The organism is Antrihabitans spumae (assembly GCF_043944905.1).
Classification (GTDB): domain Bacteria; phylum Actinomycetota; class Actinomycetes; order Mycobacteriales; family Mycobacteriaceae; genus Antrihabitans; species Antrihabitans spumae.
Window position 1 is genome coordinate 11,884 of sequence record NZ_JBIMSN010000044.1, and the last position, 20,577, is coordinate 32,460.

A 20,577-nucleotide genomic window follows, 5' to 3' on the forward strand; every position below is an offset into this window, starting at 1 on the left:
CGGCCTAGGTGTACAGCTCCGGCTCGAAATTCCTTGTCCGGTACCAGTATTCGAAGGTGAAGCTCGGCCATAGCGTCCGATTCTTGCCGAACTCGTCCAGATACCAGCTCTCGCAACCGCCCGCCGACCACACCGCTCCGTCCAACTTCTGCTGCAGCCCGTCGTTGAATTCGCGCTGCACCTCGGCCTTGATGTCGAGCGAATCGAGTCCGTCGTCGCCGAGCATCTGCACCGCCTGCAGCGCGTAGTTCACCTGCGACTCGATCATGAAGATGATCGACGTGTGGCCGAGCCCGGTGTTCGGTCCGAGCAGCATGAAGAAGTTGGGGAAACCTGCAACGGACACACCGAGATACGCCTCCATGCCGCTCCCCTCCTTCCACGAGTCACGAATCTCGACGCCACCCTTGCCGACGACCTGCATCGGGCCGATCGGGTCGGACACGTGAAAACCCGTTCCGTAGACGATGGCGTCCACCTGCCGCACGACACGGTCGTCGGTGGTGATGCCGTGCGGACCGATTTCGGCGATCGATTCGGTGACGACCTCGACGTTGCCTCGGTTGAGGGTCGGGTAGTACTCGTCCGACATCAGAATTCGCTTGCAGCCGAGCGTGTAATCGGGAGTTACTTTCGCGCGAAGCTCCGGATCGTCGATCGAATTGTCGATGTGTCGTCGCGCATAGATCTCGGCGACTTTCATCGCCCTCGGGTCCACCGCGAGGCCGAGCACGCGGCTTTCCATCCACACGTAGATACCGCTCCGCGCAACTCTCTGCGCCAGTGGAATATTCGCAAGGATCTTCTGCTCGATGTCGGTCATCTCGCGGTCGGGCTTCGACATCACCCACGGCGGCGTGCGCTGGAACAGCGTCAGTTTCTCCACAAGCGGCGCTATCTTCGGCACGAATTGGATTGCCGAAGAACCGGTTCCGACCACGGCGACCGTCTTGCCGCCGAAGTCGAAATCGTGATCCCAACGAGCGGAGTGGAATGCGGTGCCTTCGAACTTTTCGATACCGTTCAACCGCGGGTAGGCGGGGATACTCAACGCCCCGACCGCAGAGATCACCACCTTCGCCGTCGTGACCTGGCCGTCACGTGTTGTGATGCGCCAATACAGGCGATCGTCGTCCCATTCCAGGCGGACCACTTCGCTGCCGAGTCGCAGATGTGGTGTCAGTTCGTACTTTTCGACGCAATGGCGTTGATACGCCCAGATTTCCGCCTGAGGAGCGAACATCCTCGACCAGTTCGGATTGGGCTCGAACGAGAACGAGTACAGGTGTGACGGAACGTCGCACGCGCAGCCAGGATAGATGTTGTCGCGCCACGTCCCGCCGATGTCGTCCGCCTTCTCGAACAGGACGAACTTGTTGATTCCGGCTTCTTTGAGTTTGATCGCCGCACAGAGTCCGGCAAAGCCCGCGCCGATGACGGCTACGCGGTGCTCGGCGTGCACGGGCGCATTCGACGTCAATTCCGGTCGCGACTGCGACGACGAAACCTGATGCGACACAGCAGCGGTCACACCGAGTTGTTCGAGGAGCAGGTCGGTGAACGCTTCGGCGGCCTCGGCGTCGAACTGCTCGAGCAGATACCGCAACGACAGATGGACCGACCCAGCGACGGTCACGGCACCGACGCTCACACCGATCGGCAACGCGGCAGGCGGCGAGAAGTACACCGACGTCGGACCGGAGCCGTCGAAATAGGGGGCCGACGGGACGCGGCCGAGGTTGGAGAGCACCGCCGAATCGACAAGACGATTCCCTGTCAAGGGCAACAGTGCGGGAAGTGCCTGCTTGACGCCGACCGGGATGCGCTTGCCGATTCCCATCAGGTCGAACAGCCCTGCCGACTGCTGCGCGCGATGCACCGGCTCGGTCTGTGCTGCGATGGCGGCAGTAGCCGTGGCAAGGTCGACGCGGTCCGAGGAATCCGTCGACACCGACGCCATGGATGTGTAGTTGCCGACGCCGTCCCAGAACCAATCGCTCGGGCGGGTGTTGACCGGAACGAGCAACGAGATGCGCCCGACGGCGGACCCCCGTTCGGAGTTCCAGCGGTCGATCGTCAGCTGGAGTCCTGCGAGAAGTACGTCGTTGAGCGTGGCGCGGTCCGGTCTGCCGTGCAGCAGTAGATCTGTCTGATCGGAGCCGAGTTGTCGAATGACGACGCCTGAACCCGGATGCGGCGATTCACCCTGTGTCGCAACGCGAGACGGTCCGCGGAGTCCGTCGACCAACCGCGACGCGCTCTGCAACGCACGACCGGTCCACTCCCGCCAATCGGTGGCGGACAATCGTTTGTCGAGTGCTCGCGCCACCTCGATCGGAACGACGTCCGAAGGATCGGTTGCCGAGCGGTATGCGCTGGCGACGGACTGGACGAAGCGGTAGGCGCCGACGCTGTCGAAAGCGACGTTGCTGAAGGCGAACAGCACTGTGTCGCCGACGCGACCGTGGGCAAGCACCACGCGGAAACCCGGCGCAAGACTCAGCGGTATGGGTGCACTTGCCAGGTTGGCACGAATCTCGGCAAGCCGCTCGGGGTCGGGACAGTCGACGGCGTTGAGCGGGTCGAGGTCGAAGCTGTCCGGCACCAGCCACCTGTAGGACCGGTCGAGTCGGCTCCAATCCTGCAATCGCGCCCGCGCGAGAGGGTGTCGAGCGGCGGCCGTCCGGATCGCGCGATCGAGGCGACTCAGGTCGAGCGTGTCGGTAGCGCCGACCTCGATGAGCAAGTTCCACGGACTCGACGCCTGCTCGAGGTGAAAGACAGCTTCTTCGAATTCTCTGAACCGAAATGTCTGCGTTGACATAGGTTTCCCATCGATCCGGTACGCGGATCTCGGACCTTACGCCGCTGCAACGGAGTCCTCGGTGGGATTGACTCAGCCTCCGGCAAAAGGCGGAAGAACATCTACGCGATCGCCGAGAACGGTGGTGTCGTCGCGGGTCAACTCGTCACCGACCAGATATGCGGAGACGGCGAGCTTCCGATCCATGTCGGCGCCGTACTTGGCAATCAGGATTCGTCGGAGTTCGCCGACGGTTTCGGCGTCGAGAGTTTCCTTGGCGCAGCCGGTCGCGTCGGCGATGGCGGCGAAGTACCGGACCTCAACCACCGATCGCGCCCATGCTTCGCTCGGGTGGGGTGAACCCGTCGACGTTGATGCCGTGTCCAGCCCATTTGTTCCACATTGCGCCCCGCCACGCCATCGCGATGTCGTCGTCGGATGCGCCGCCCCGAAGCGAGTCACGCAGGTCGATCTCCTGATCGCTGAACAGGCAGGACCGCACCCTGCCGTCTGCGGTGAGCCTCGTCCGATCGCAGTCCGAGCAGAACGACCGGGTGACCGAGGCAATGATGCCGACCGTGCCTGGACCCCCGTCGACCGTCCATGCCTCGGCTGGCGACGACGGGTCGTCACGCCCGACCTCGACAAGTTCGAAATGTTCGCCGAGGACACCGAGCAGGCGTTCCGCGGTGATCATGTTGTCGCGCGCCCATTCGTGGTCGGCGTCGAGTGGCATCTCTTCGATGAACCGCAGTTCGACCCCGGCATCGCGACACCACTGCAGTAGGTCGACGGCACCGTCGATCGTTTGCGGCATCAGCACGGCGTTGACCTTGATCGGCGTCAGCCCAGCGGCTCTCGCCGCGGTGATGCCCGCAAGCACCGACTGCAGGCGGTCTCGCCGGGTGAGCTGTGCGAACTGCGCGCGATCGACCGAGTCGAGTGAGACGTTGATGCGGCCCAACCCCGCCTTAGCGAGTGCGGCGGCCCGGTGCTGCAACCCCACCGCGTTCGTCGTCATCGACAGCGGTGTGCCCGGCACGGCCTCCGCGCAGCCCGCGATGATCTCTTCCAGGTCCCGACGCATCAACGGCTCGCCGCCGGTGAACCGCACCTCTTCGACGCCGAGCTGCCGAACTGCGATGGTGACCAGCCGGACGATCTCGGTCGCGCTGAGCAACTCGTCGGCCGGGATCGCGGGCAGACCCTCTTCCGGCATGCAATACGTGCACCGCAGCGAACACTTTTCGGTGATCGAAACCCTGAGGTCTTTGGCGACTCGGCCGAACTTGTCGAGCAGCTGCGGCACGTCCGGTCGGCCGTCGAGCGATGGCCGCGCGCCGGAGCGCACGGTGGGGATGCCCACTGAAACCATCGTCATGTTCACCAGTATGCCGCTGTCGCTGCGAGCAGGAGTTCTCGAGCCTCTCCCCGTGGCGGGATCGCCTGTAGAGGAGCACCTATAACCTGATCCCATGACCCGTCGAACTGTGGCCGAATATCGTCGCCACGTCGCGCAGCTGTTGAGTGCGCTCGACTCCCTCCCAGCCGAAACCGTCGATCTGGACGCCGCGCTCGGCAGGCTGCTCGCCGTCGATGTGACCGCGCCGATGGACCTGCCGCAGTTCCGGAACTCGCAGATGGACGGGTACGCCGTCGACTCAGCCTCGATCGCCGCGGTACCCGTCGAACTGCCGGTACTTCAGACGGTTGCTGCAGGCGACGCCGGACCCGCCGCCTTCGCATCGGGGACCGCAGTCAAGGTTATGACCGGCGCACCGGTTCCGCCTGGCGCAGATTGTGTGGTCCCCGTCGAAGACACGACCGGCAGCGGTGATCGGGTCACCGTCGAGCGGTCTCGTTCGGTCGGCGAGTTCGTCCGCGAGCCCGGCACAGATGTCCGAACGGGCGAACGCCTGCTTCGCGCGGGCGTGCTGCTGGCACCGAGGCACATCGCCGTGCTTGCAGCGGTCGGCGTCCGGACTGTCGAGGTGCGGCGGCGGCCACGTGCAGCGGTTATCACCACCGGCGCCGAATTGGTTGCTGCAGGAACAGCATTGCAACCCGGACAGATCTACGACTCGAACGGCATCGCGCTTGCGACGAGCCTGCGGGCCAACGGTGTCGACGTCACCTCGGTGTCGAGGAGCAGCGACGACGTCGCCGAGTTCCGCGAACTTCTCACTGCTGCAATCGAAGACGCCGACGTGGTCTTCACCTCGGGTGGGGTGTCGATGGGCGACTTCGAAGTTGTCAAAGATGCGCTGGCGCCGCTGGGTGGCGAATTCGGCCATGTCGCAATGCAACCGGGCGGTCCGCAGGGCTCGACGGTCGTCGACGGCGTGCCCGTGTTGAGCTTTCCCGGCAATCCGGTGAGCACCCTCGTCTCGTTCGAGGTGTTTGCTCGACCGCTGTTGCGGCGCGCGGCCGGCCTCCCCGACCTCGCCGGCTACGAAGTGCGCCTTGTCGATTCGCTTACCTCGGTACCGGACCGGCAGCAATTCCTCCGCGGGCGCAGGGTCGGTGACACGGTCGAACTCGTCTCGGGACCGGGTTCGCATCTGGTCGCCGGAATGGCGCTGGCCGACGTTCTCATCGACATTCCCGCGGAAGTGACGGCATTGGAAGCTGGTGCACACGTGCAGGTACAAGAGCTGTGAGCGAACTGTCGCATGTCGACCGCGAGGGACGCGCGCGGATGGTCGACGTCAGCGCGAAATTCGACACTGCGCGCATCGCTGTGGCTGCCGGTGAACTACGAACGACCGCAGCCGTTGTCGCGCTCGTACGGGCCGACGACATGCCGAAGGCCGACGTGCTCGCGACGGCCAGGATCGCGGGTATCGCCGGTGCCAAGAAGACCTCCGAGCTGATCCCACTGTGTCACCAACTCGCGCTGTCGTCGGTGGAGGTGTCGTTCGGCTTCACCGAAACCTCGATCACGATCGAGGCAACGGCGAAGACCAAGGGGCCGACCGGCGTCGAGATGGAAGCTTTGACGGCCGTCGCGATAGCCGGATTGACGTTGCACGACATGGTGAAAGCGGTCGATCCGGCGGCGAGCATCGACGGCGTTCGGCTGTTGACCAAGGACGGCGGCAAACGCGGACACTGGGAACGAACGCCGACGCAAGCTCCGGCAGAACTCGGTCCGAGGTCCGCGGTCGTCCTCGTCGCCTCGACCGGCGGCGCGAATGGCACCAGAGCCGACACAACCGGACCCCAGATCATCGAATGGCTTACCGGACAGGGGTTTACGGCCCGCGGACCACTCGTCTACGCGGACGCGGACATCAAGACAGGGCTCGCCGACGCGCTGACAGGAGCACCTGCTGTCGTCATCAGCACAGGTGGGACCGGCGCATCTCCGACCGATGCGACACCGGAAGCCACACTCGCGATCCTCGACCGCGAGCTGCCCGGCGTCGCCGAGGCGATTCGCGCGCGCGGAGCGGCGAAGTTCCCACATGCATCGCTGAGTCGTGGCGTTGCCGGTTTGGTCGGCACGACGGTAGTGGTCAACCTGCCTGGCTCCCCCGGCGGCGTTCGGGACGGGCTAGCTGTGCTCGAACCGATTCTCGGGCACCTTGTCGATCAGGTCGCCGGTGGCGGCCCCCACGAGGATGGCGCAAACCAATGACGGCACAGCTCGCCCGAATTTCGTCGGAACCGTTGGACGCTGCGGTCGTGGACGATGCGGTCGCCGGACCCGAACATGGCGCGGTTGTCGTCTTCACCGGGGTGGTGCGCAATCACGATGGTGGGCAAGCGGTGTCGCTGCTCGAATATCAGGCGCACCCCGATGCGGAGAAGTTTCTGAAGACCTGCTGCGACGACGTCGCTGCCTCGAGTGGCCTGCCCGTGGCCGCCATCCATCGGGTCGGGTCGTTGTCGATCGGCGACCTGGCTCTCGTTGCTGCCGTCGCTGCGCCACACCGCGCCGAAGCCTTCGCCGCGTGTGCCGAGCTGGTCGAACGCATCAAGCACGAAGTACCGATCTGGAAGCGGCAGCACTTCGCCGACGGCGTCAGCGAGTGGGTCGGCATCTGACGAGCGCCCTCGCTCAGCCGGAACCGACGACGGCCGTCGATTCCCACGGTGCCCGACCGACTCCGGTGATCCGGTAGTTGCCCCACGGATCCTTGTCCGCCAACGCGGCGGGCGTTGCGGGTCCGTCGCCGATGGTCAGCAGCAGCGGTGATCCGTTCGGTTTCTTGAACTCGTCGATGTCGCCAACCACTCGTCCGTACCAGTGATACTTGCCGTCGAGGGGTTCCAGGTGACCGTTGAGGTGAACGTCGACCGGTCGCGTCCGCTCCCCTGCGGAAAGTATTGCGGCACCACTGAATTCGGTGTCGGGTTCGCGTTCGTCGACGCTGCTCAACTCGTAGGCCCGCCGCTCGGGCGAGCGCATTCGGCGCCAGTACGACACACTCGACCCCGGCCATGCGGCGCGATTGCGCCCTGTCTCGTCGAGATACCAGCTCTCGCAGCCACCCGAATTCCACACCGAGCCTTCGAGTTTGGCATGTACCTGTCGATTGAAATCGCGTTGCATGCCCGCGCGAACCTCGATGCGAGTGGCGTCCTGAGCCGCCATCATCGCCAGACACTCGACGATGTAACGCGCTTGGGCCTCGATCACGAAGACGATCGACTGATTCCCGCCACCGGAGTTGGGTCCCATCATGAGGAAGAAGTTCGGGAATCCCGCGACCGCCACACCCAGATAGGCCTCCATCCCGTCACGCCAGGCCGTCGTGATGCTCAGGCCACCGCGGCCGACGATGTGCTCGTGGGTGAACCTTTCGCTGATCTCGAAGCCGGTTCCGTAGACGACGACATCGGCATCGTGGACTTCGCCGTCCACGGTCCGGATACCGGTCTCGGTGAATCCCGCGATTCCGGCGGTCACCAGGTCGACATCGGAGCGCTGCAGCGTTGGATAGTAGTTGCTGGACACCAGGATTCGCTTGCAACCGATCGTGTAGTCGGGAGTGAGGGCCGCACGAAGCTCGGGATCGCAGACCTGTTTGTGTAGCAGGCCACGGGCAGCCGATTCGAGTCCTCTCATCAGCTTCGGATGCATGAATCCGAGAATCAGGGATTCGTGTGCCCAGTAGATGGCGCCGCGGTATGCACGTTGAACACCTGGCACCCGGTCGAAGGCCTGCTTCTCCCGTCGCGAGATTGCGCGGTCCAGCTTCGGAAGGATCCAGTGCGGCGTGCGCTGAAAGACGTCGACATGCGCGGCGTGCTTGGCGATCTCGGGTACGAACTGGACAGCGCTTGCGCCGGTGCCGATGACGGCGACCCTTTTGCCTGTCAGATCGACGGAATGGTCCCACTCGGCGGAGTGAAACGTAGGACCTGTGAACGTTTCTCGGCCGGGGAAGGTCGGGATGCTCGGCTTGTGGAGCGGGCCAGGCCCGGCGACGACGATCCGCGCTGTGTAGGAGGTTCCGCCGCGCGTCCTGACGTGCCACAGGTCCGCTGCCTCGTCGAAATCGTAGGCGATCACCTCGGAACCGAATCGAATATGTTGCGCCAGATCGTATTCCGCGACGACGCGCTCGATGTAGTCGAGAATCTCGGGCTGCCGAGCGTACATCCGCGTCCACTTGCGATTCGGCGCGAACGAGAACGAATACATCAGGGACATGACGTCGCAACCACAGCCCGGGTAGGTGTTCTCTCGCCACGTTCCGCCGACGCGGTCGGCCTTCTCCAGCACGACGAAGTTGTGCCGACCCGACTCCTTCAGCTTGATAGCCATACAGAGGCCGGCGAACCCGGTCCCGACGATCAGGACGTCGTGAAAGCGTTCACTCACAGGAACCGGCCGCGTCGCCACAATGCGCGCGCAGGCGCCAACATCAAGCCGTTCTCGGCGAGAAATGCTGCGAGGCTTTCGAATCCACGTTTCTGGACGTCCTGGAAGTGCGGATTGGACCGCGCTTGACGCCGCGCCTCAACCGGATCGAGTCCAGCACGCTTGTACATCACGGGATTGGTGAACAGGCGTTGGAAGAGCGGTCCACCGACGCCGTTGATCGAACCGACCCACAGCCGCTCGATCGGATGGGTCTCTGCGGCACGACGCCGGACACCTTCGCGAGCAAACCGGATGTGCCTGGATTCCTCGGTGACGTGAATTTGCATGAGCCGCTTGATCATCGGCTGCAGTTCGGGGTCGTCGAGGACGCGCCGCTGCGTCGCATCGAAGATTTCCTCACCGATCAGCGCAGCGACCCACAACATCGTGCCGCGGAAGAACTTGGGCAGGATATTCACGACGACACTCTGATACCAGTGCAACTGGTACGGCTTTGCACCCATCTGTTCGATGGCTCGCCCGAACATGGTCATGTGTCGACATTCGTCGCCCATCTCGGTCAGCATGTACCGCGAGTGCAGCGAACTCGGGTCGTTGTGCAGCAGCGACCTCAACAGTGCCTGGTTGAGAATGTTCTCGAACCAGATGCCGACGCTGAGAATGTTCGCGGCCTCCTGGCGGGACAGCTCGATACGCTGCGCTTCGCTCATCGTCTCCCACATCGGCGTCCGATACAGCGAAAGCACGGTGGGCGGAAGAAAATACTTTCCCTCGTGAAGTGGTGCGTCCCAATCGATATCGACGGCCGGCGCGTAGGAATGCTTGATCGACCCTTTGAGGAGCCTGCTCGCTACGGTCTCTTTGTCGACAGCTCGCGTCATCGTCGCACCCTCGTGTTCGTCGTTGAACCAGCTCGCGCAGATTGTTTTCGTTGGTCCCTAAAACGTAAACCTGCCGAGTCTGTCGGTCAAGGAATACCTGTGACAATCGTTAACATTGGCCACACCAGAAGCGGGTGCATTTACAATCACGCCAGTGACCTCGGCCAACTCGGTAGATCCCGCGAGCATCAGGGAGCGAATCCTCGATGCCGCCGAACTGTGCCTTGTCGAAAACGGTTACAACACACGCCTGCACGCCGTCATCGCGCAGCGCGCAGGGTTCTCGCGTCCGACTCTGTACAAGTACTTCGGCGACCAGGCCGCAATCGTCGACGCACTGTTCCAGCGCGAACTGACCAAGTACCTAGCTGTTCTCGACCCGATCCTCCGCGGCCGCGAGAAGCTGCTCGAAGTCGGATTCGTCGACGCGATCGTCTACACGGTCATCTACGCGCGCGATCACGAACTACTGCAGAAGGGGCTGCGCGACAGTCCGGAGATCGTCCTCCCCTGGTTCACAACCAGATCGAAGCCGATCGTCGAGGTTGCAACCGGCGCTCTCACACCACATTTCGAGCGGTTGTTCACACCGGAGCAACTGGCGAAGATGAGCCCGCGCGCGATCTCCGAGTGGGCCTTCCGCATCATCGCCTCGCTCATCACCACGGACGGGATCGTCGACACCGCCGACGAACAAGCACTGCGATCGTTCGTGAAGTCACTGCTGTCGATCGCGTTTCTGCCCCCGCCGGATCAACACCGCGACGACCGCTAACGCTCCAGGTATCGGTGAATGCCGAGCATCGCCTGCTGCTCCAGCACCGTGCCGGTGTGCACCGCGGCGTCGAGTCGTCCGCGGATCGCCTCCACATCGAGCTTCGTGCCTATGACCACCAACTGCGTCTCCCGTAGGTCACTCGCGACCCAGCGCGTCGCACGGATACGCAGATGACGGCCCACGTTGTGCACGACGAACTTTCGCTTCTCGCCGGCGACGGCAAACCTGGCGAAACCCTTCACCCGGAACACTCCGACCGGTAGGTCCTCCAGGAACTCGAGCAGCCTGACCGGATGCAGCGGCGTCGGCGTTACGAAGCTCACGCTGTTGTAATCGTCGTGCAGGTGCCGGTGGGTTCGCGGTTCGCCTGGCTCGTGGTGATGGTCCTCGATCAGTAGCTGGTCGAGGGACAGCTGTCCCGTCGCAGGCACCGTCTTCGGGTCGAACAGCAGCCGCGGATCGATCCGCGCCTCGGCGGTTGCGAGCACGGGAACCTGCTCGACGATGCCGCGAATCGTCGCGACCGTCGCCGAAAGCTGTTCTGCAGCAACCCTGTCCGCCTTGTTGACGAGGACGAGGTCGGCGAGCCGCAGGTGCTGATCGATTTCGGGATGCCGCTCGCGTGTCTCGGCGAACTCGGCCGCGTCCACAACTTCGATCAGTCCCCCGTAGGCGATATGCGGATTGGCACTGCCGAGAACCAACCTGATCAGACTCTTCGGCTCAGCGAGTCCACTTGCCTCGACGACGATGACGTCGATCTCGGATCGGGGGTGCGCAAGCCGGGCGAACAGGTCGTCCATCTCGCTGACGTCGACTGCGCAGCAGAGGCAGCCGTTGCCGAGGGACACCATCGAGTCGACCTGGCCGGCGACAAGCATCGAGTCGATGTTGATACTGCCGAAGTCGTTCACGACGACACCGATGCGAGCACCACCGCTGTTGTGCAGCAGATGATTGAGCAGCGTCGTCTTACCCGACCCGAGGTAGCCCGCGACGATCACGACGGGAATCGGGTTCTTCACGACGACCACCCTAGCGCCGGGGTTGCGACGTTCGGCGCGGCGTAGCCTGCAGTCGTGGAACCGACGCTGACAGAGTGGATCGCCGCAGGCAACAGGATGCAGGTCGGAGAGCACACGCTCTTCGTGCGTCAGGACGGGCCATCGGACGGTCGGCCCGTGACGTTGCTGCACGGCTTCCCGACCTCCTCGCACGACTGGTCGCTGGTCCTACCCGCCCTCGTCGAAGCTGGTTGCAGAGTAACCACTCTCGACTTTCTCGGGTTCGGCGCGAGCGACAAGCCACATCCACACGACTACCTGCTGACCGAGCAGGCGACGCTCGTCGAGGGGGTGTGGGCGGCACTGAACATCAGCGAAACCGACTTGGTCGCACACGACTACGGTGTGAGCGTTGCGCAGGAACTGCTTGCGCGGCGCTCCGCTCGGATCACGTCCATGACCTGGCTCAACGGAGGTCTGTACCCGGACCTGCACCGTCCCATCAGGATTCAGAAGTTGATCCACGGTCCGATCGGCGCGTTGCTGTCCCGCGCCGCCAGCGAACGTACCTACTCGGCATCGCTGCGGAAGGTTTTCGGCAGGCCTGTGGCCGACGATGTCCTGCACGAGATGTGGGTGTCGACCTCGAGCAACCGCGGCAAACGAGTCCAGCACGCGTTGTTGCAGTACATCGACGAACGCAAAGTCCATGCGAAGCGTTGGCAGCAGGCGTTGGAGTCCTACGCCGGCCCGACACTGTTCGTCTGGGGCCCGGCCGATCCCGTCAGCGGAGGCCACGTGCTGCCACGGCTACGCGAGCGGCTACCCGACGCGGAGTTCGTGGTGCTCGACGCCGCGCCACCGACCGGTCACTATCCTCAGGTGGAGAATCCCGACGCAGTCGGTGCCGCACTGTCGGCGTTTCTGCGACGGGGCGAGCTTCCGAAACAGGCGGACTAGCGAGTTCCCTGAAAGGCACCGAGCCCGAGCCCGAGTAGCTGACTCGCCAAATTCGAGACCAGGCCGAACATCTCGTCGTCGACCATCGACTCGGCGCTACCTACACCGAGTGCATTGAGCAGCGGGCGCACGATCTCCATGATCGTTGCAGGCACAGAGTCACCGGAGCTTCCGGTCCCCGACTTGTCCGCCTTCGGCGTACTGGCTTTCGGAGTCGTCTTGGCTTTCGGAGTCGTGGTGGTCTCGGTGTCCGACGACTCGTCCGAGAACTCGTCCGGTGTCGTGGATTCGGTCTTCGAACTCGGCGGTGTACCACGGGCCGGGGTCGTGAGGTCGGAATTGTCACCGAGTAGGTAGGTCACGATGCCGGTGGTGATGGCGATCGCGTGCTTCAGTTGGCCGTCGCCGTTCTCCAGCAGCGCCGCGTCCTCGGTGTTCGCGCCGTTGCCCATCTCGACGAAAACGAGTGGAACCGTCGTCAGCGCGGGACCCGCAACGTCACTTCGCGTTTGCAGTCCGTCGACCACGTTGGCGTAGTTGGCCGGGCTGAAGCCTGCCTTCACGTAGGCGTCACGCACGTCCTTCGACGCAGCGAGGCCACCCTCGGACTGCGCCTTGTCCGCGGCAGCATCCGGTATCGGTAGCTGCGGGATGATGAGGTGGAAGCCGTGATCCTCGGCGGGCGCGCCGTCGGCGTGCACGCTGACCGCGACGTCCGCGCCCGATTTGCTTGCCGCCGCGGCACGTTCGTCGACGCACCCACCCCACCCGGTGTCGTCGTTGCGGCTGAGCACAACGCTCGCACCGAGGCTTTCCAGCGATGTCTTGATCAGCTGGGAGACGTTCCACGCAATGGTGTGCTCGGGGATGCCGTTCATACTGGTCATCCCGGTGGTCTGGCAATCCTTCGTGCCGCCGCGTCCGTCGTCGACCTGGCGCGACAGGTTTTCGGAATGTCCTGTGCCCTGATGGCCCGGATCGAGGAAGACCGTGCGTCCGGCGAGCTTCGTGCTCATGTCGGCAGGAGCAGCTGGCTCCGTCGTTTCGGTCGGTGTTGTCGGCGAAGAGGGCTTCGTCGGTGCGGCATGCGCAGTAGCGGGCAACGCCAACGTCGATGCGACAGCGAGGCAAAGCCCGGCTTTCATAAGGCTTTTCTTCATTCGGATCGACACGACAAGATCGCCGCGCCGCCTCCTTCCCCACTAGTTGACATCAGTCCCGTTAGCCACTGTCGCAACATTGGCCTCAAGTGACAAGGCTGCGAGCAGGCCGTTACGGAACTGTTGTTCGGGGAAGGAGGCGTGTCGAGGCGACACTCGGCGCTTCGATCGGGTATCGGCGGACTCTCGAGGAGCTACGTCTTCACAATCGAGTCACCCTGCACGGCGATGCCTATACCCGGCAGCGGCGATGGTGCCGGACCACCCGCGACCGTGCCGTCGAGGTTGAACGAACTCGCGTGACACGGGCAGATGATCGTGCCGTCGGTGATCGCGTTGACGAGACAACCCTGGTGCGTGCACGTGGAGGAGAACCCGCGGAAATCCCCGGCAGTCGGTTGTGTGACGACGATATCGCCGAGGATCTTGCCCGAGCCGACGGGAATGTCGGACGTCTTGGCGATGGCATCGACGGGAGCTGCACCGTTCGCTGGCGCAGGCACCACCGGCGCGGGTGTCGCTGCAGATCCGGCAGGCGCCGCCGGATCCTTACCGTAGGTGGTGCACGCCGCCAGCGCGGTGGCAGCTGCGGCAATTCCCGCGCCGGCAACAACTGTCCGGCGAGTGAGCTGAGGGTCGTCGAGTTGCATGTCGTAACTCCGTAATCGTGGTCGTGGTTGTCAGCTGCGTCGAGGGCTGTCGACGCAGCTGCACTGTCTCTTCACGTGGTAGCAGAGCTTCGGGTTCACTACATCAGAACGTGATGCCTTTTTCTTGGAAGAACCACAGCGACGACGTAAGCCACAACCCGATAAGTCCGGCGAACACCACCCCACCGAACACTGGAATGACCCAGCCCGGCAACCCCTGCTTGGTCAGCAGCAGCATCTTTGCGGTGAATACGCCGTAGAAGAAGCACCCGAGCAACGAGTGCACCAACACCCGTGTCGTCGTGTCCTCGAAACCGAGTGCGTACAGACAGTGGACCGCGACTGGAACGGTGGCAAGCACGGCGAGTCGCCCCGACCAGACATGCACGACACCGATCCACTGCGGCGACCCGATTGCCGGAATCTTGCCGTACATCGCTGCCGCAGAGAACAACTGGAGCACGGCCAGCGCCGCGGCGAGCGTGCCGAGCCACGACTTCACGGCAAGAGGACCCGAAAATCCAGCGACGTTGATCGAAAAGAACTGCGGGTTGTGGACCTTCGAGTACACCCCGAGTGCGACCGTTACCAACGCTCCGATCAGCAACGGCACCAGGATCGCACCCGCGGACGGTCCGCGGGACGTGCGCTGGACAACCGTGATGTCGTCAGAAGACATCGACGTCACCGCCGCTCACCTGAACGGCCGTCACAGTCTCGCCGTCGACGACGGCGGTCCCGTTCGGGCTCAACGCCGGGGCCGGCGCCGTCACACCGCCGGGTCCGCGCTGGACGCCGGTCACCGTGCCGTCCGCTGCCACGATCCAGCTCTGCCGCGACCCGTCGACGGTATTCACGTAGATGCCCGCGGGCGGTGCCACCGGCGCGGCCACGTACGGCCAACTCTTGTCACCGATGAACAGCGTGCCTGCCAGGTCGGGTCCGTCCAGACGGCCGTCGAGGCGAGACGTGTTGTCTGCGTTCGCAAGTGACAACTCGCCACCGACGGCGCTACCTTTCAGCCAGGTCTCGATCGTATTGCCGTCGCACGCATAGGCAATCGCTTTGTCACCCTCGATCGTGATCGACAGCGTGATCACCCCGGTCGCGGTCGCGATCTCGTTGTCGACGTAGTCCTGCTTCGCCGGAAACGGCGCGGCCGCCGCCGGAGCGTCGCCGGTCGTCGGCGTGGGTCCTGCCGACTCCGCGACAGCCGGTTGCGACTGCGCTGCGGGCGCCGGTTTGTTCGGTTCTTCCTGCTTCGAGATGTTGGTTATCAGTAATGCCATGCCCAGGACGGCTGCGGCCGCCAGGGTCAGCAAAGGGCCTCGGCGTTTCATGGTGAATCCTCTGTTGGAAGTCGACCGTCGGATGGGCTGTCCGTCGCGGTTTCGGTTCAATTTTCGCCCCGCCAAGGCCTTCGTACATCGGTACCGACTGCCTATTTCTCAGCCGAATCGCCGAAGGCCACGGTGGACCGGACGCGCGACGCCTAAGCAGCGTCGGTGACGGCAAGCTGTCCGCGCAGGGTGCGCAACCCGTAGTGCACTCGACTCTTCAAAGTGCCGACCGGGACACCGAGTTCGGTAGCAACGTCCTGGTACGGCCGATCGGCGACGACGACGAGTGCAACAGCTTCACGCTGCGATGCGGGTAGTCGATCGAGCAATTCCTCGACGTACCAGGATTCGGCGAGTGCGTTCGTGAAGTCGGCGATCGTGTGGGTGTGGCTCATCAGATCGTCGATCTCGTCCCAATGTGTGTCGCCGGGCCGAATCGCGCGGCTTCGCGCAATGTCGATGACGAGGTTGCGATGGATCGCGAGCAACCAGGCCCGCACCGATCCCGCTCGATCGTCGAACGTCCGGCACGCTTTCCACGCCCGCAGGAAGGTCTCCTGCACCGCTTGTTCTGCCAGACCCGAATCGCCGAGGCTGTTGGTTGCCCGCCACTGCAGCAGTCCGCGGTCGGCAGCCATGATGGCAGCCATTCCCTCGTCCGTGCACAGCCGAGCGCAATGGGGTGCGCAACGCTCGGTGTCCGCAACCAGGCGGAGGCGAGCGGAAGATCCTGTCGCAGTAGTCATGTGAACTAGATTGCGGGAAGTGACCCCCGCACCACATCGGCGAACACTACCTACTTGTGGCACGAGGTAGGCATAGGTATCACGGATACGGAAAATGCACCCTAGGGTGGGTAAACGTTCGATCGATCGGCCGCTATGCGGGCCAGAAGGAGCGGACACCACACGCTCGCTGCACGGTAATACGGACGCGACGCCCATTCGGTTCGCACAGGGCGGCTACGCCGCTCGTGAGTCTTTTCGGTGGTCGGGCCCTCCGGAAGGACTCACGAGCGCGGAGCGCCTATGCGCAGTTCCCCGGCGTCAATTCGGATACGTGCTTCGAGAGCCACTGGCCGATCTCGGTCAGCATGTCGGTGCCGTCCTCGAAAGTGCCCGATTTCGGCGAAGCCGCCATCGAGATCGCGATCTGTCCGGTCGGCGTTGTGATCAATCCCAACTGGCGGACCAGGTAGCCGCCGTCGACAGCGCCCGGACCCCAGCCACCCTTGTACTTCGCTCCATCGACGGCCCCGAGACCCCATTGCTGGTCTGGTGCTATCGATCCCATCAGGTCGACGACGGGTGCCGCCAGCGGGAGGCACGGCAGGTCGGCCGTGAACCGAACCTGTTCTGCCAGTGACCATTCGGTTTGCCCGAAGGCCGAGTATTCCGGTCGAATCTTGCGTTGCTGGACGGTCGTGATCTCGTCACCGGTTTCGACCAGAACCGCTTGAACGGCGGGTCCTGCCTGAGCGGGTGTGCCTAGCTGCTCCCAAAGCTGTTCTGCTGCAGCATTATCGGATTGCGTTATCGCTGGGGTGGCGTATTTCGATGCGCCCGAGCCGACCTGCCTGAACGCTGCAATCGCCAACGGCACCTTGATGGTCGACCACGCTGGACCACTTGTCCACTCGCCCAACATGATCGGATCCCCACCCGCCCCAACTGGAGCGATTGCGACACCGACCGTGCCTGCGAGCGTCGCTTGCAATTCCTCGAAGCTGGCTTGGAGCTGCGGCAACCCCGGTGCCGCTGTCGATGCCGTCGGAGGCACGGTCGCCGACCCCGACGGGGATCCATCGCTCGAGACAGTCGGTGGCTGCGCAGCGGGAGTACCGTCCGTAGCTCGCTCGGGTGACTGGCAACCGGTGCCGAGTGCGACCAGAACCGTGACGGCAGCGATGCCGGACGACCATCGTCGCCGCCGCTCAGTAGACATAGACCACCGCGTTGTCCCCTCCTGTGCAGGTGACGAGCGGACCACTCGCCGTGCAGTCCATCGTGTAGGCCTGCTGCGTCACCGGGCTGATGGCGACCACCGGTCGCGACTCCCCTGGCGGCCCGCTACCCGCATAGGCGACACGAACTTCTTCGGCGAACGGGCACGACGTGATGAGCGTGCCTTTCGCCGATGCGGTGTATGCCGACGTCTCCGGATAGAGCTGATCGCACGGCTGCGCTCCCGAGGGCAGCGATACCTGTTCCGCGGTCGTCGGTGGCGGGTTCGTCGATTCGCTCGAGGATTCCGACGTCGTGACGCCGTCCCGCGCGGTGGCCGACCCGTCGTCGCCCGACCTCGTCAGGTAGATCCAGCCGAAGATCACGCCGAGTGCGAGCAGGACGACGAGCAAAGCCCCCACCACGATTCGCGACCCGGACGACTTTGTCGGAGGCGCGTACGGCTGACCGCTCGGCTGCTGCCAGTTCGGTGGCGGGGGCAACGGCGGTGGCGCATTCCGCGAACCGCCCGGCGGCATCGGCTGCGGAGGTTGATTGCGTTCACCGAACACAGGCGCGTTCGGCACTGTCGGCGGAGCAGGTATGTAGACACCGTCCGGGCCGGTACCGATGAGCGCCTGCTGCGCGGCACGAGCGAAGTCGCCCGCGGACTCGAATCGGTCCGCCGGATTCTTGGCCAGACCTCGAACTACGACAGCATCGAGAACTGGCGTGATGCCTGGCTGGTGCGCACCGGGTCGCGACGGCGGCGCGTTCACATGCGACATGATCAGCACGCTCACGCTTGTGGTCGGATACGGCGGTGCGCCGGTCAGACATTCGTGCAGCACACACGCCAGCGAGTAGATGTCGGCTCGTTTGGTGACGCCGCCGGAGTCGAAACGCTCCGGCGCCATGTAGGCATAGGAGCCGATCGCCGTGCCGACTTTCGTCAGACTCGGATCGGTCTCGTTGTTCGCAATTCCGAAATCGACGAGATAGGCGAAGTCGTTGGCGGTGAGCAGGATGTTTTCAGGCTTCACATCACGATGGACGAGATGATCGGCGTGCGCCGCGTCGAGTGCAGCTGCAATCTGACCGATTATGCCGACCGCGCGTGCGGGAGAAAGCAGCGTCTCGCGCCGCAGCACCGCACGCAGGTCCTCACCAGGGACCAGTCGCATGTCGATGTAGAGAACCCCGTCGATTTCACCCCAGTCGTGGATCGGGATGACATGCGGCTCCTGCAATCGGGCGGCGGCCCGCGACTCGCGGCGAAATCGTTCCTGGTAGTCGAGGTTCTTCGCAAGCGACTCAGGGAGCAGCTTGACCGCGACCGTCCGGTCCTTCACCGTGTCGTAGGCCTCGTACACCTCACCCATGCCGCCCTTGCCGAGCAGTCTCTGCAACTGGTAAGGCCCGAATCGGGTACCGGCACGCGAAGGTTGACCGGGCTCGCTCATGTCACCCCCTCCGCCTCCGATGTCAGATCGCATCGAAACCCATCGTAGACAGACGAGTTGGAGGTCCCCTCACTCAACACACCTGACGAAGGCGACGTCGACCGCAGCCGCGGTCGCGTCGACCGTCGAAATCAGATGCGGCGTGCCGCGTAGAACGACTGCGAACTCAGGGGTGAGAACTGCACCGGAACACCGGTTGTCGAGGCTTCGAGAATCTGGCCGTCGCCCGCGTAGATCGACGCGTGACCGCCACCGTTCGAGATGACGATATCGCCGGGACGAAGGTCGCTGATCGAAACCGGCTGACCGACCGTGCCCTGCTCGAACGACGTACGCGGCAGATTGATGCCCGCCTGCTTGTAGGCCCACTGCACCAAACCGGAGCAGTCGAACGCGTTCGGTCCGGTACCGCCCCACGAGTAGCGCGCGCCGACCTTCGTGCGTGCGGCATCGAGTGCGCGCTCGCCGGTGGACTCCGCGACCTGCGGCAGTGGCGGAATTCCGGGTAGGCCCTGGAACTGCGGCAGCGGCGGCAGTTCGGGTGCCGCGAAGACCGGAAGCTGCGGCATATCCGGGACGTTGAAATCGCCGATGCCGGGAATCGTCACGGTCGCGGCCATTGCCGGCACCGCGGGCAGACCGACAGTTCCAGCGGTGACCGCGCCTGCGATCACTGCCCCTCGCACGGTTCGACTGACGCTCGACTCGCGCTGCAATCTGTGCTTAGCCACAGAAAGTAATCTCCATTCTTCCATCGGTCCGCCGACCGAGTTAGCTGACGGGTTCGGGCCTGGAAGGGCAGCCCTACTCCCAAACCGCAAGCGGTACAGGGAGATTCACCCCAGAGAACGTGGTTCCCCGGCTCGAGGTCCAAAGACTTCGATTAGGCGGTGACCGTCGATGCCGGGCCAGGAGCGGCTCGGCTGGTTTTCGAGGTCACGGGAAGATTACGGAAAGCAAGCGCGCCTGTCCAGTGAGGAAGACGGCGCGTCACGTTTCGAGTGTGTTAGCGCACAGCACGAAACGGACATTCCTCGCAAGTGCTGTACCCGAATCCACGACTTTCATCGAAAACCCCGCAAACCTCGAGATAACATCGCGCTATTCGTCTCGGGTTCAGTCGCATCGGCCGAACTCGCCACGTCTTGGATGTGGGGATCTCGAGACCTGCGTGGATAACCCGAGGAGTTCGATGAGCACCCGGCGGCCGAGCGCACCCGCTTGGCTGTTCCTTGCGGTTTCCGTTGCCGCAGCAGCCGCGGTTGCGGTCCTTCCTGCTCCGACGAACCAACTCCCGCTTGCGACGACCGCCAACCTTTCGACGATCGCCATCATCGTCGGCATCTTCCGGCACAAGCCGCAGGTGGCGACGCCGTGGTGGCTGATCGCTGCCGCGAATACGGTGTCGACCCTCGGCGGTATGTTGCTCGGCCGGGCCGGTGGGGAGTATCCGGGCGTCTCGGTTGTACCCCAACTGATCATGCTCTGCGCCGGTCCGCTCACCGCTGCCGCAGCGTTGGTCTGGCTCCGGACCTTCTCGAAGAACACGGCACGTACGGTCACCATCGACTCGGGACTCGTCGCACTCAGCGCCCTGATGGCCGCATGGGTGCTGCTGCTCTCCCCACCCGTCGGTGTGGGCCGCAGCTTCGAGGACCCCCGTTTCGCCGCCGGCGTGCAATTGGTTGTCGATGCCTTCGTGTGCGCCACGAGGCGCTGTTATCCATATCGGAGGTGAAATGACTCCGAAGTGATTGTG

Annotated in this window: 20 protein-coding genes and 1 riboswitch; of the genes, 6 read left to right on the forward strand and 14 right to left on the reverse strand. The window is 64.0% G+C overall.

From position 1 onward, the window contains the following. Positions 1-4: 4 nt before the first annotated feature. The 3 genes from ACHIRB_RS10860 to moaA all read right to left on the reverse strand — a co-directional run bounded on the left by ACHIRB_RS10860 (position 5) and on the right by moaA (position 4,184). Complete coding sequence (locus ACHIRB_RS10860) at positions 5-2,824, reverse strand: NAD(P)-binding domain-containing protein (protein ID WP_395126003.1); 2,820 nt, start codon at positions 2,822-2,824, stop codon at positions 5-7. A 72-nt stretch (positions 2,825-2,896) separates the two neighbouring features. Further along, positions 2,897-3,130 carry a MoaD/ThiS family protein gene (locus ACHIRB_RS10865; RefSeq protein WP_395115412.1) on the reverse strand — a complete coding sequence of 78 codons (234 nt, stop codon included), beginning with the start codon at positions 3,128-3,130 and terminating at the stop codon, positions 2,897-2,899. Continuing rightward, complete coding sequence (gene moaA / locus ACHIRB_RS10870) at positions 3,123-4,184, reverse strand: GTP 3',8-cyclase MoaA (RefSeq protein WP_395115413.1); 1,062 nt, start codon at positions 4,182-4,184, stop codon at positions 3,123-3,125. The genes ACHIRB_RS10865 and moaA overlap by 8 nt, the downstream gene beginning before the upstream one ends. Positions 4,185-4,278: 94 nt before the next feature. Here moaA and ACHIRB_RS10875 point away from each other — a divergent pair, with 94 nt between their 5' ends. From ACHIRB_RS10875 to ACHIRB_RS10885, 3 genes are read left to right on the forward strand one after another with little or no spacing between them, the layout of a single operon-like run. Then, on the forward strand, positions 4,279-5,463 hold the full coding sequence (locus ACHIRB_RS10875) for a molybdopterin molybdotransferase MoeA (protein WP_395115414.1): 1,185 nt from the start codon (positions 4,279-4,281) through the stop codon (positions 5,461-5,463). Next, on the forward strand, positions 5,460-6,443 hold the full coding sequence (gene moaCB, locus ACHIRB_RS10880) for a bifunctional molybdenum cofactor biosynthesis protein MoaC/MoaB (protein WP_395115415.1): 984 nt from the start codon (positions 5,460-5,462) through the stop codon (positions 6,441-6,443). Before ACHIRB_RS10875 ends, moaCB begins: the two co-directional genes overlap by 4 nt. Beyond that, the gene (locus ACHIRB_RS10885; RefSeq protein WP_395126004.1) at positions 6,440-6,853 is read left to right on the forward strand and encodes a molybdenum cofactor biosynthesis protein MoaE; all 414 of its coding nucleotides are present in this window, start codon (positions 6,440-6,442) and stop codon (positions 6,851-6,853) included. The genes moaCB and ACHIRB_RS10885 overlap by 4 nt, the downstream gene beginning before the upstream one ends. A 13-nt stretch (positions 6,854-6,866) precedes the next feature. Here the strand turns inward: ACHIRB_RS10885 and ACHIRB_RS10890 are convergent, their stop codons facing one another. Both ACHIRB_RS10890 and ACHIRB_RS10895 read right to left on the reverse strand, forming a co-directional pair. After that, complete coding sequence (locus tag ACHIRB_RS10890) at positions 6,867-8,636, reverse strand: DUF4873 domain-containing protein (RefSeq protein WP_395126005.1); 1,770 nt, start codon at positions 8,634-8,636, stop codon at positions 6,867-6,869. Then, positions 8,633-9,520 (reverse strand): AurF N-oxygenase family protein, encoded by an 888-nt coding sequence (locus ACHIRB_RS10895; RefSeq protein WP_199702954.1) that lies wholly within the window; start codon positions 9,518-9,520, stop codon positions 8,633-8,635. Before ACHIRB_RS10895 ends, ACHIRB_RS10890 begins: the two co-directional genes overlap by 4 nt. A gap of 154 nt (positions 9,521-9,674) precedes the next feature. On the opposite strand from ACHIRB_RS10895, the gene ACHIRB_RS10900 reads away from it, so the two are divergent. Further along, positions 9,675-10,295 (forward strand): TetR/AcrR family transcriptional regulator, encoded by a 621-nt coding sequence (locus ACHIRB_RS10900; RefSeq protein ID WP_199702955.1) that lies wholly within the window; start codon positions 9,675-9,677, stop codon positions 10,293-10,295. Here ACHIRB_RS10900 and ACHIRB_RS10905 read toward each other — a convergent pair. Beyond that, positions 10,292-11,323, reverse strand: a complete 1,032-nt coding sequence (locus ACHIRB_RS10905) for a CobW family GTP-binding protein (RefSeq protein WP_395126006.1) — start codon at positions 11,321-11,323, stop codon at positions 10,292-10,294. The two genes, ACHIRB_RS10900 and ACHIRB_RS10905, sit on opposite strands and share 4 nt — an antisense overlap. Positions 11,324-11,377: 54 nt before the next feature. Here ACHIRB_RS10905 and ACHIRB_RS10910 point away from each other — a divergent pair, with 54 nt between their 5' ends. After that, positions 11,378-12,262 (forward strand): alpha/beta fold hydrolase, encoded by an 885-nt coding sequence (locus ACHIRB_RS10910; protein ID WP_395126007.1) that lies wholly within the window; start codon positions 11,378-11,380, stop codon positions 12,260-12,262. Here ACHIRB_RS10910 and ACHIRB_RS10915 read toward each other — a convergent pair. The 8 genes from ACHIRB_RS10915 to ACHIRB_RS10950 all read right to left on the reverse strand — a co-directional run bounded on the left by ACHIRB_RS10915 (position 12,259) and on the right by ACHIRB_RS10950 (position 19,504). Beyond that, positions 12,259-13,422 carry an N-acetylmuramoyl-L-alanine amidase gene (locus tag ACHIRB_RS10915; RefSeq protein WP_395115422.1) on the reverse strand — a complete coding sequence of 388 codons (1,164 nt, stop codon included), beginning with the start codon at positions 13,420-13,422 and terminating at the stop codon, positions 12,259-12,261. The two genes, ACHIRB_RS10910 and ACHIRB_RS10915, sit on opposite strands and share 4 nt — an antisense overlap. 194 nt (positions 13,423-13,616) lie before the next feature. Next, complete coding sequence (locus tag ACHIRB_RS10920) at positions 13,617-14,072, reverse strand: Rieske (2Fe-2S) protein (RefSeq protein WP_395115423.1); 456 nt, start codon at positions 14,070-14,072, stop codon at positions 13,617-13,619. 103 nt (positions 14,073-14,175) lie between these two features. Continuing rightward, positions 14,176-14,751, reverse strand: coding sequence for a DUF6529 family protein (locus tag ACHIRB_RS10925; protein WP_395115424.1), 576 nt, complete (start codon positions 14,749-14,751; stop codon positions 14,176-14,178). After that, positions 14,741-15,412 (reverse strand): hypothetical protein, encoded by a 672-nt coding sequence (locus ACHIRB_RS10930; RefSeq protein ID WP_395115425.1) that lies wholly within the window; start codon positions 15,410-15,412, stop codon positions 14,741-14,743. Before ACHIRB_RS10930 ends, ACHIRB_RS10925 begins: the two co-directional genes overlap by 11 nt. A gap of 152 nt (positions 15,413-15,564) precedes the next feature. Beyond that, on the reverse strand, positions 15,565-16,158 hold the full coding sequence (locus ACHIRB_RS10935) for an RNA polymerase sigma factor (protein WP_395115426.1): 594 nt from the start codon (positions 16,156-16,158) through the stop codon (positions 15,565-15,567). Positions 16,159-16,438: 280 nt separating this feature from the next. Continuing rightward, the gene (locus ACHIRB_RS10940) at positions 16,439-17,356 is read right to left on the reverse strand and encodes a serine hydrolase (RefSeq protein WP_395126008.1); all 918 of its coding nucleotides are present in this window, start codon (positions 17,354-17,356) and stop codon (positions 16,439-16,441) included. Further along, positions 17,346-18,818: a serine/threonine-protein kinase gene (locus ACHIRB_RS10945; RefSeq protein ID WP_395126009.1), complete on the reverse strand. Its 1,473-nt coding sequence runs from the start codon at positions 18,816-18,818 to the stop codon at positions 17,346-17,348. The genes ACHIRB_RS10940 and ACHIRB_RS10945 overlap by 11 nt, the downstream gene beginning before the upstream one ends. A 131-nt stretch (positions 18,819-18,949) precedes the next feature. Beyond that, on the reverse strand, positions 18,950-19,504 hold the full coding sequence (locus ACHIRB_RS10950) for a C40 family peptidase (RefSeq protein WP_372433127.1): 555 nt from the start codon (positions 19,502-19,504) through the stop codon (positions 18,950-18,952). Between the two features lie 60 nt (positions 19,505-19,564). After that, a riboswitch (cyclic di-AMP (ydaO/yuaA leader) is annotated at positions 19,565-19,718 on the reverse strand. Between the two features lie 292 nt (positions 19,719-20,010). Between ACHIRB_RS10950 and ACHIRB_RS10955 the strand changes: the two genes are divergently transcribed. Continuing rightward, a complete protein-coding gene (locus tag ACHIRB_RS10955; RefSeq protein ID WP_395126010.1) occupies positions 20,011-20,556 on the forward strand; it encodes a hypothetical protein in 546 nt (181 codons plus the stop codon). Positions 20,557-20,577: the final 21 nt, after the last annotated feature.

Excerpts from the sequence above, each read along its gene's own strand:
- ACHIRB_RS10935 (WP_395115426.1), bottom strand. The coding sequence starts at position 16,158 with ATGACTACTGCGACAGGATCTTCCGCTCGCCTCCGCCTGGTTGCGGAC.
- ACHIRB_RS10895 (WP_199702954.1), bottom strand. The coding sequence starts at position 9,520 with ATGACGCGAGCTGTCGACAAAGAGACCGTAGCGAGCAGGCTCCTCAAA.
- ACHIRB_RS10955 (WP_395126010.1), top strand. The coding sequence starts at position 20,011 with ATGAGCACCCGGCGGCCGAGCGCACCCGCTTGGCTGTTCCTTGCGGTT.
- ACHIRB_RS10930 (WP_395115425.1), bottom strand. The coding sequence starts at position 15,412 with ATGAAACGCCGAGGCCCTTTGCTGACCCTGGCGGCCGCAGCCGTCCTG.
- ACHIRB_RS10940 (WP_395126008.1), bottom strand. The coding sequence starts at position 17,356 with ATGTCTACTGAGCGGCGGCGACGATGGTCGTCCGGCATCGCTGCCGTC.
- ACHIRB_RS10915 (WP_395115422.1), bottom strand. The coding sequence starts at position 13,422 with ATGAAGAAAAGCCTTATGAAAGCCGGGCTTTGCCTCGCTGTCGCATCG.
- ACHIRB_RS10860 (WP_395126003.1), bottom strand. The coding sequence starts at position 2,824 with ATGTCAACGCAGACATTTCGGTTCAGAGAATTCGAAGAAGCTGTCTTT.
- ACHIRB_RS10875 (WP_395115414.1), top strand. The coding sequence starts at position 4,279 with ATGACCCGTCGAACTGTGGCCGAATATCGTCGCCACGTCGCGCAGCTG.
- ACHIRB_RS10885 (WP_395126004.1), top strand. The coding sequence starts at position 6,440 with ATGACGGCACAGCTCGCCCGAATTTCGTCGGAACCGTTGGACGCTGCG.
- ACHIRB_RS10920 (WP_395115423.1), bottom strand. The coding sequence starts at position 14,072 with ATGCAACTCGACGACCCTCAGCTCACTCGCCGGACAGTTGTTGCCGGC.
- ACHIRB_RS10925 (WP_395115424.1), bottom strand. The coding sequence starts at position 14,751 with ATGTCTTCTGACGACATCACGGTTGTCCAGCGCACGTCCCGCGGACCG.
- ACHIRB_RS10945 (WP_395126009.1), bottom strand. The coding sequence starts at position 18,818 with ATGAGCGAGCCCGGTCAACCTTCGCGTGCCGGTACCCGATTCGGGCCT.
- moaA (WP_395115413.1), bottom strand. The coding sequence starts at position 4,184 with ATGACGATGGTTTCAGTGGGCATCCCCACCGTGCGCTCCGGCGCGCGG.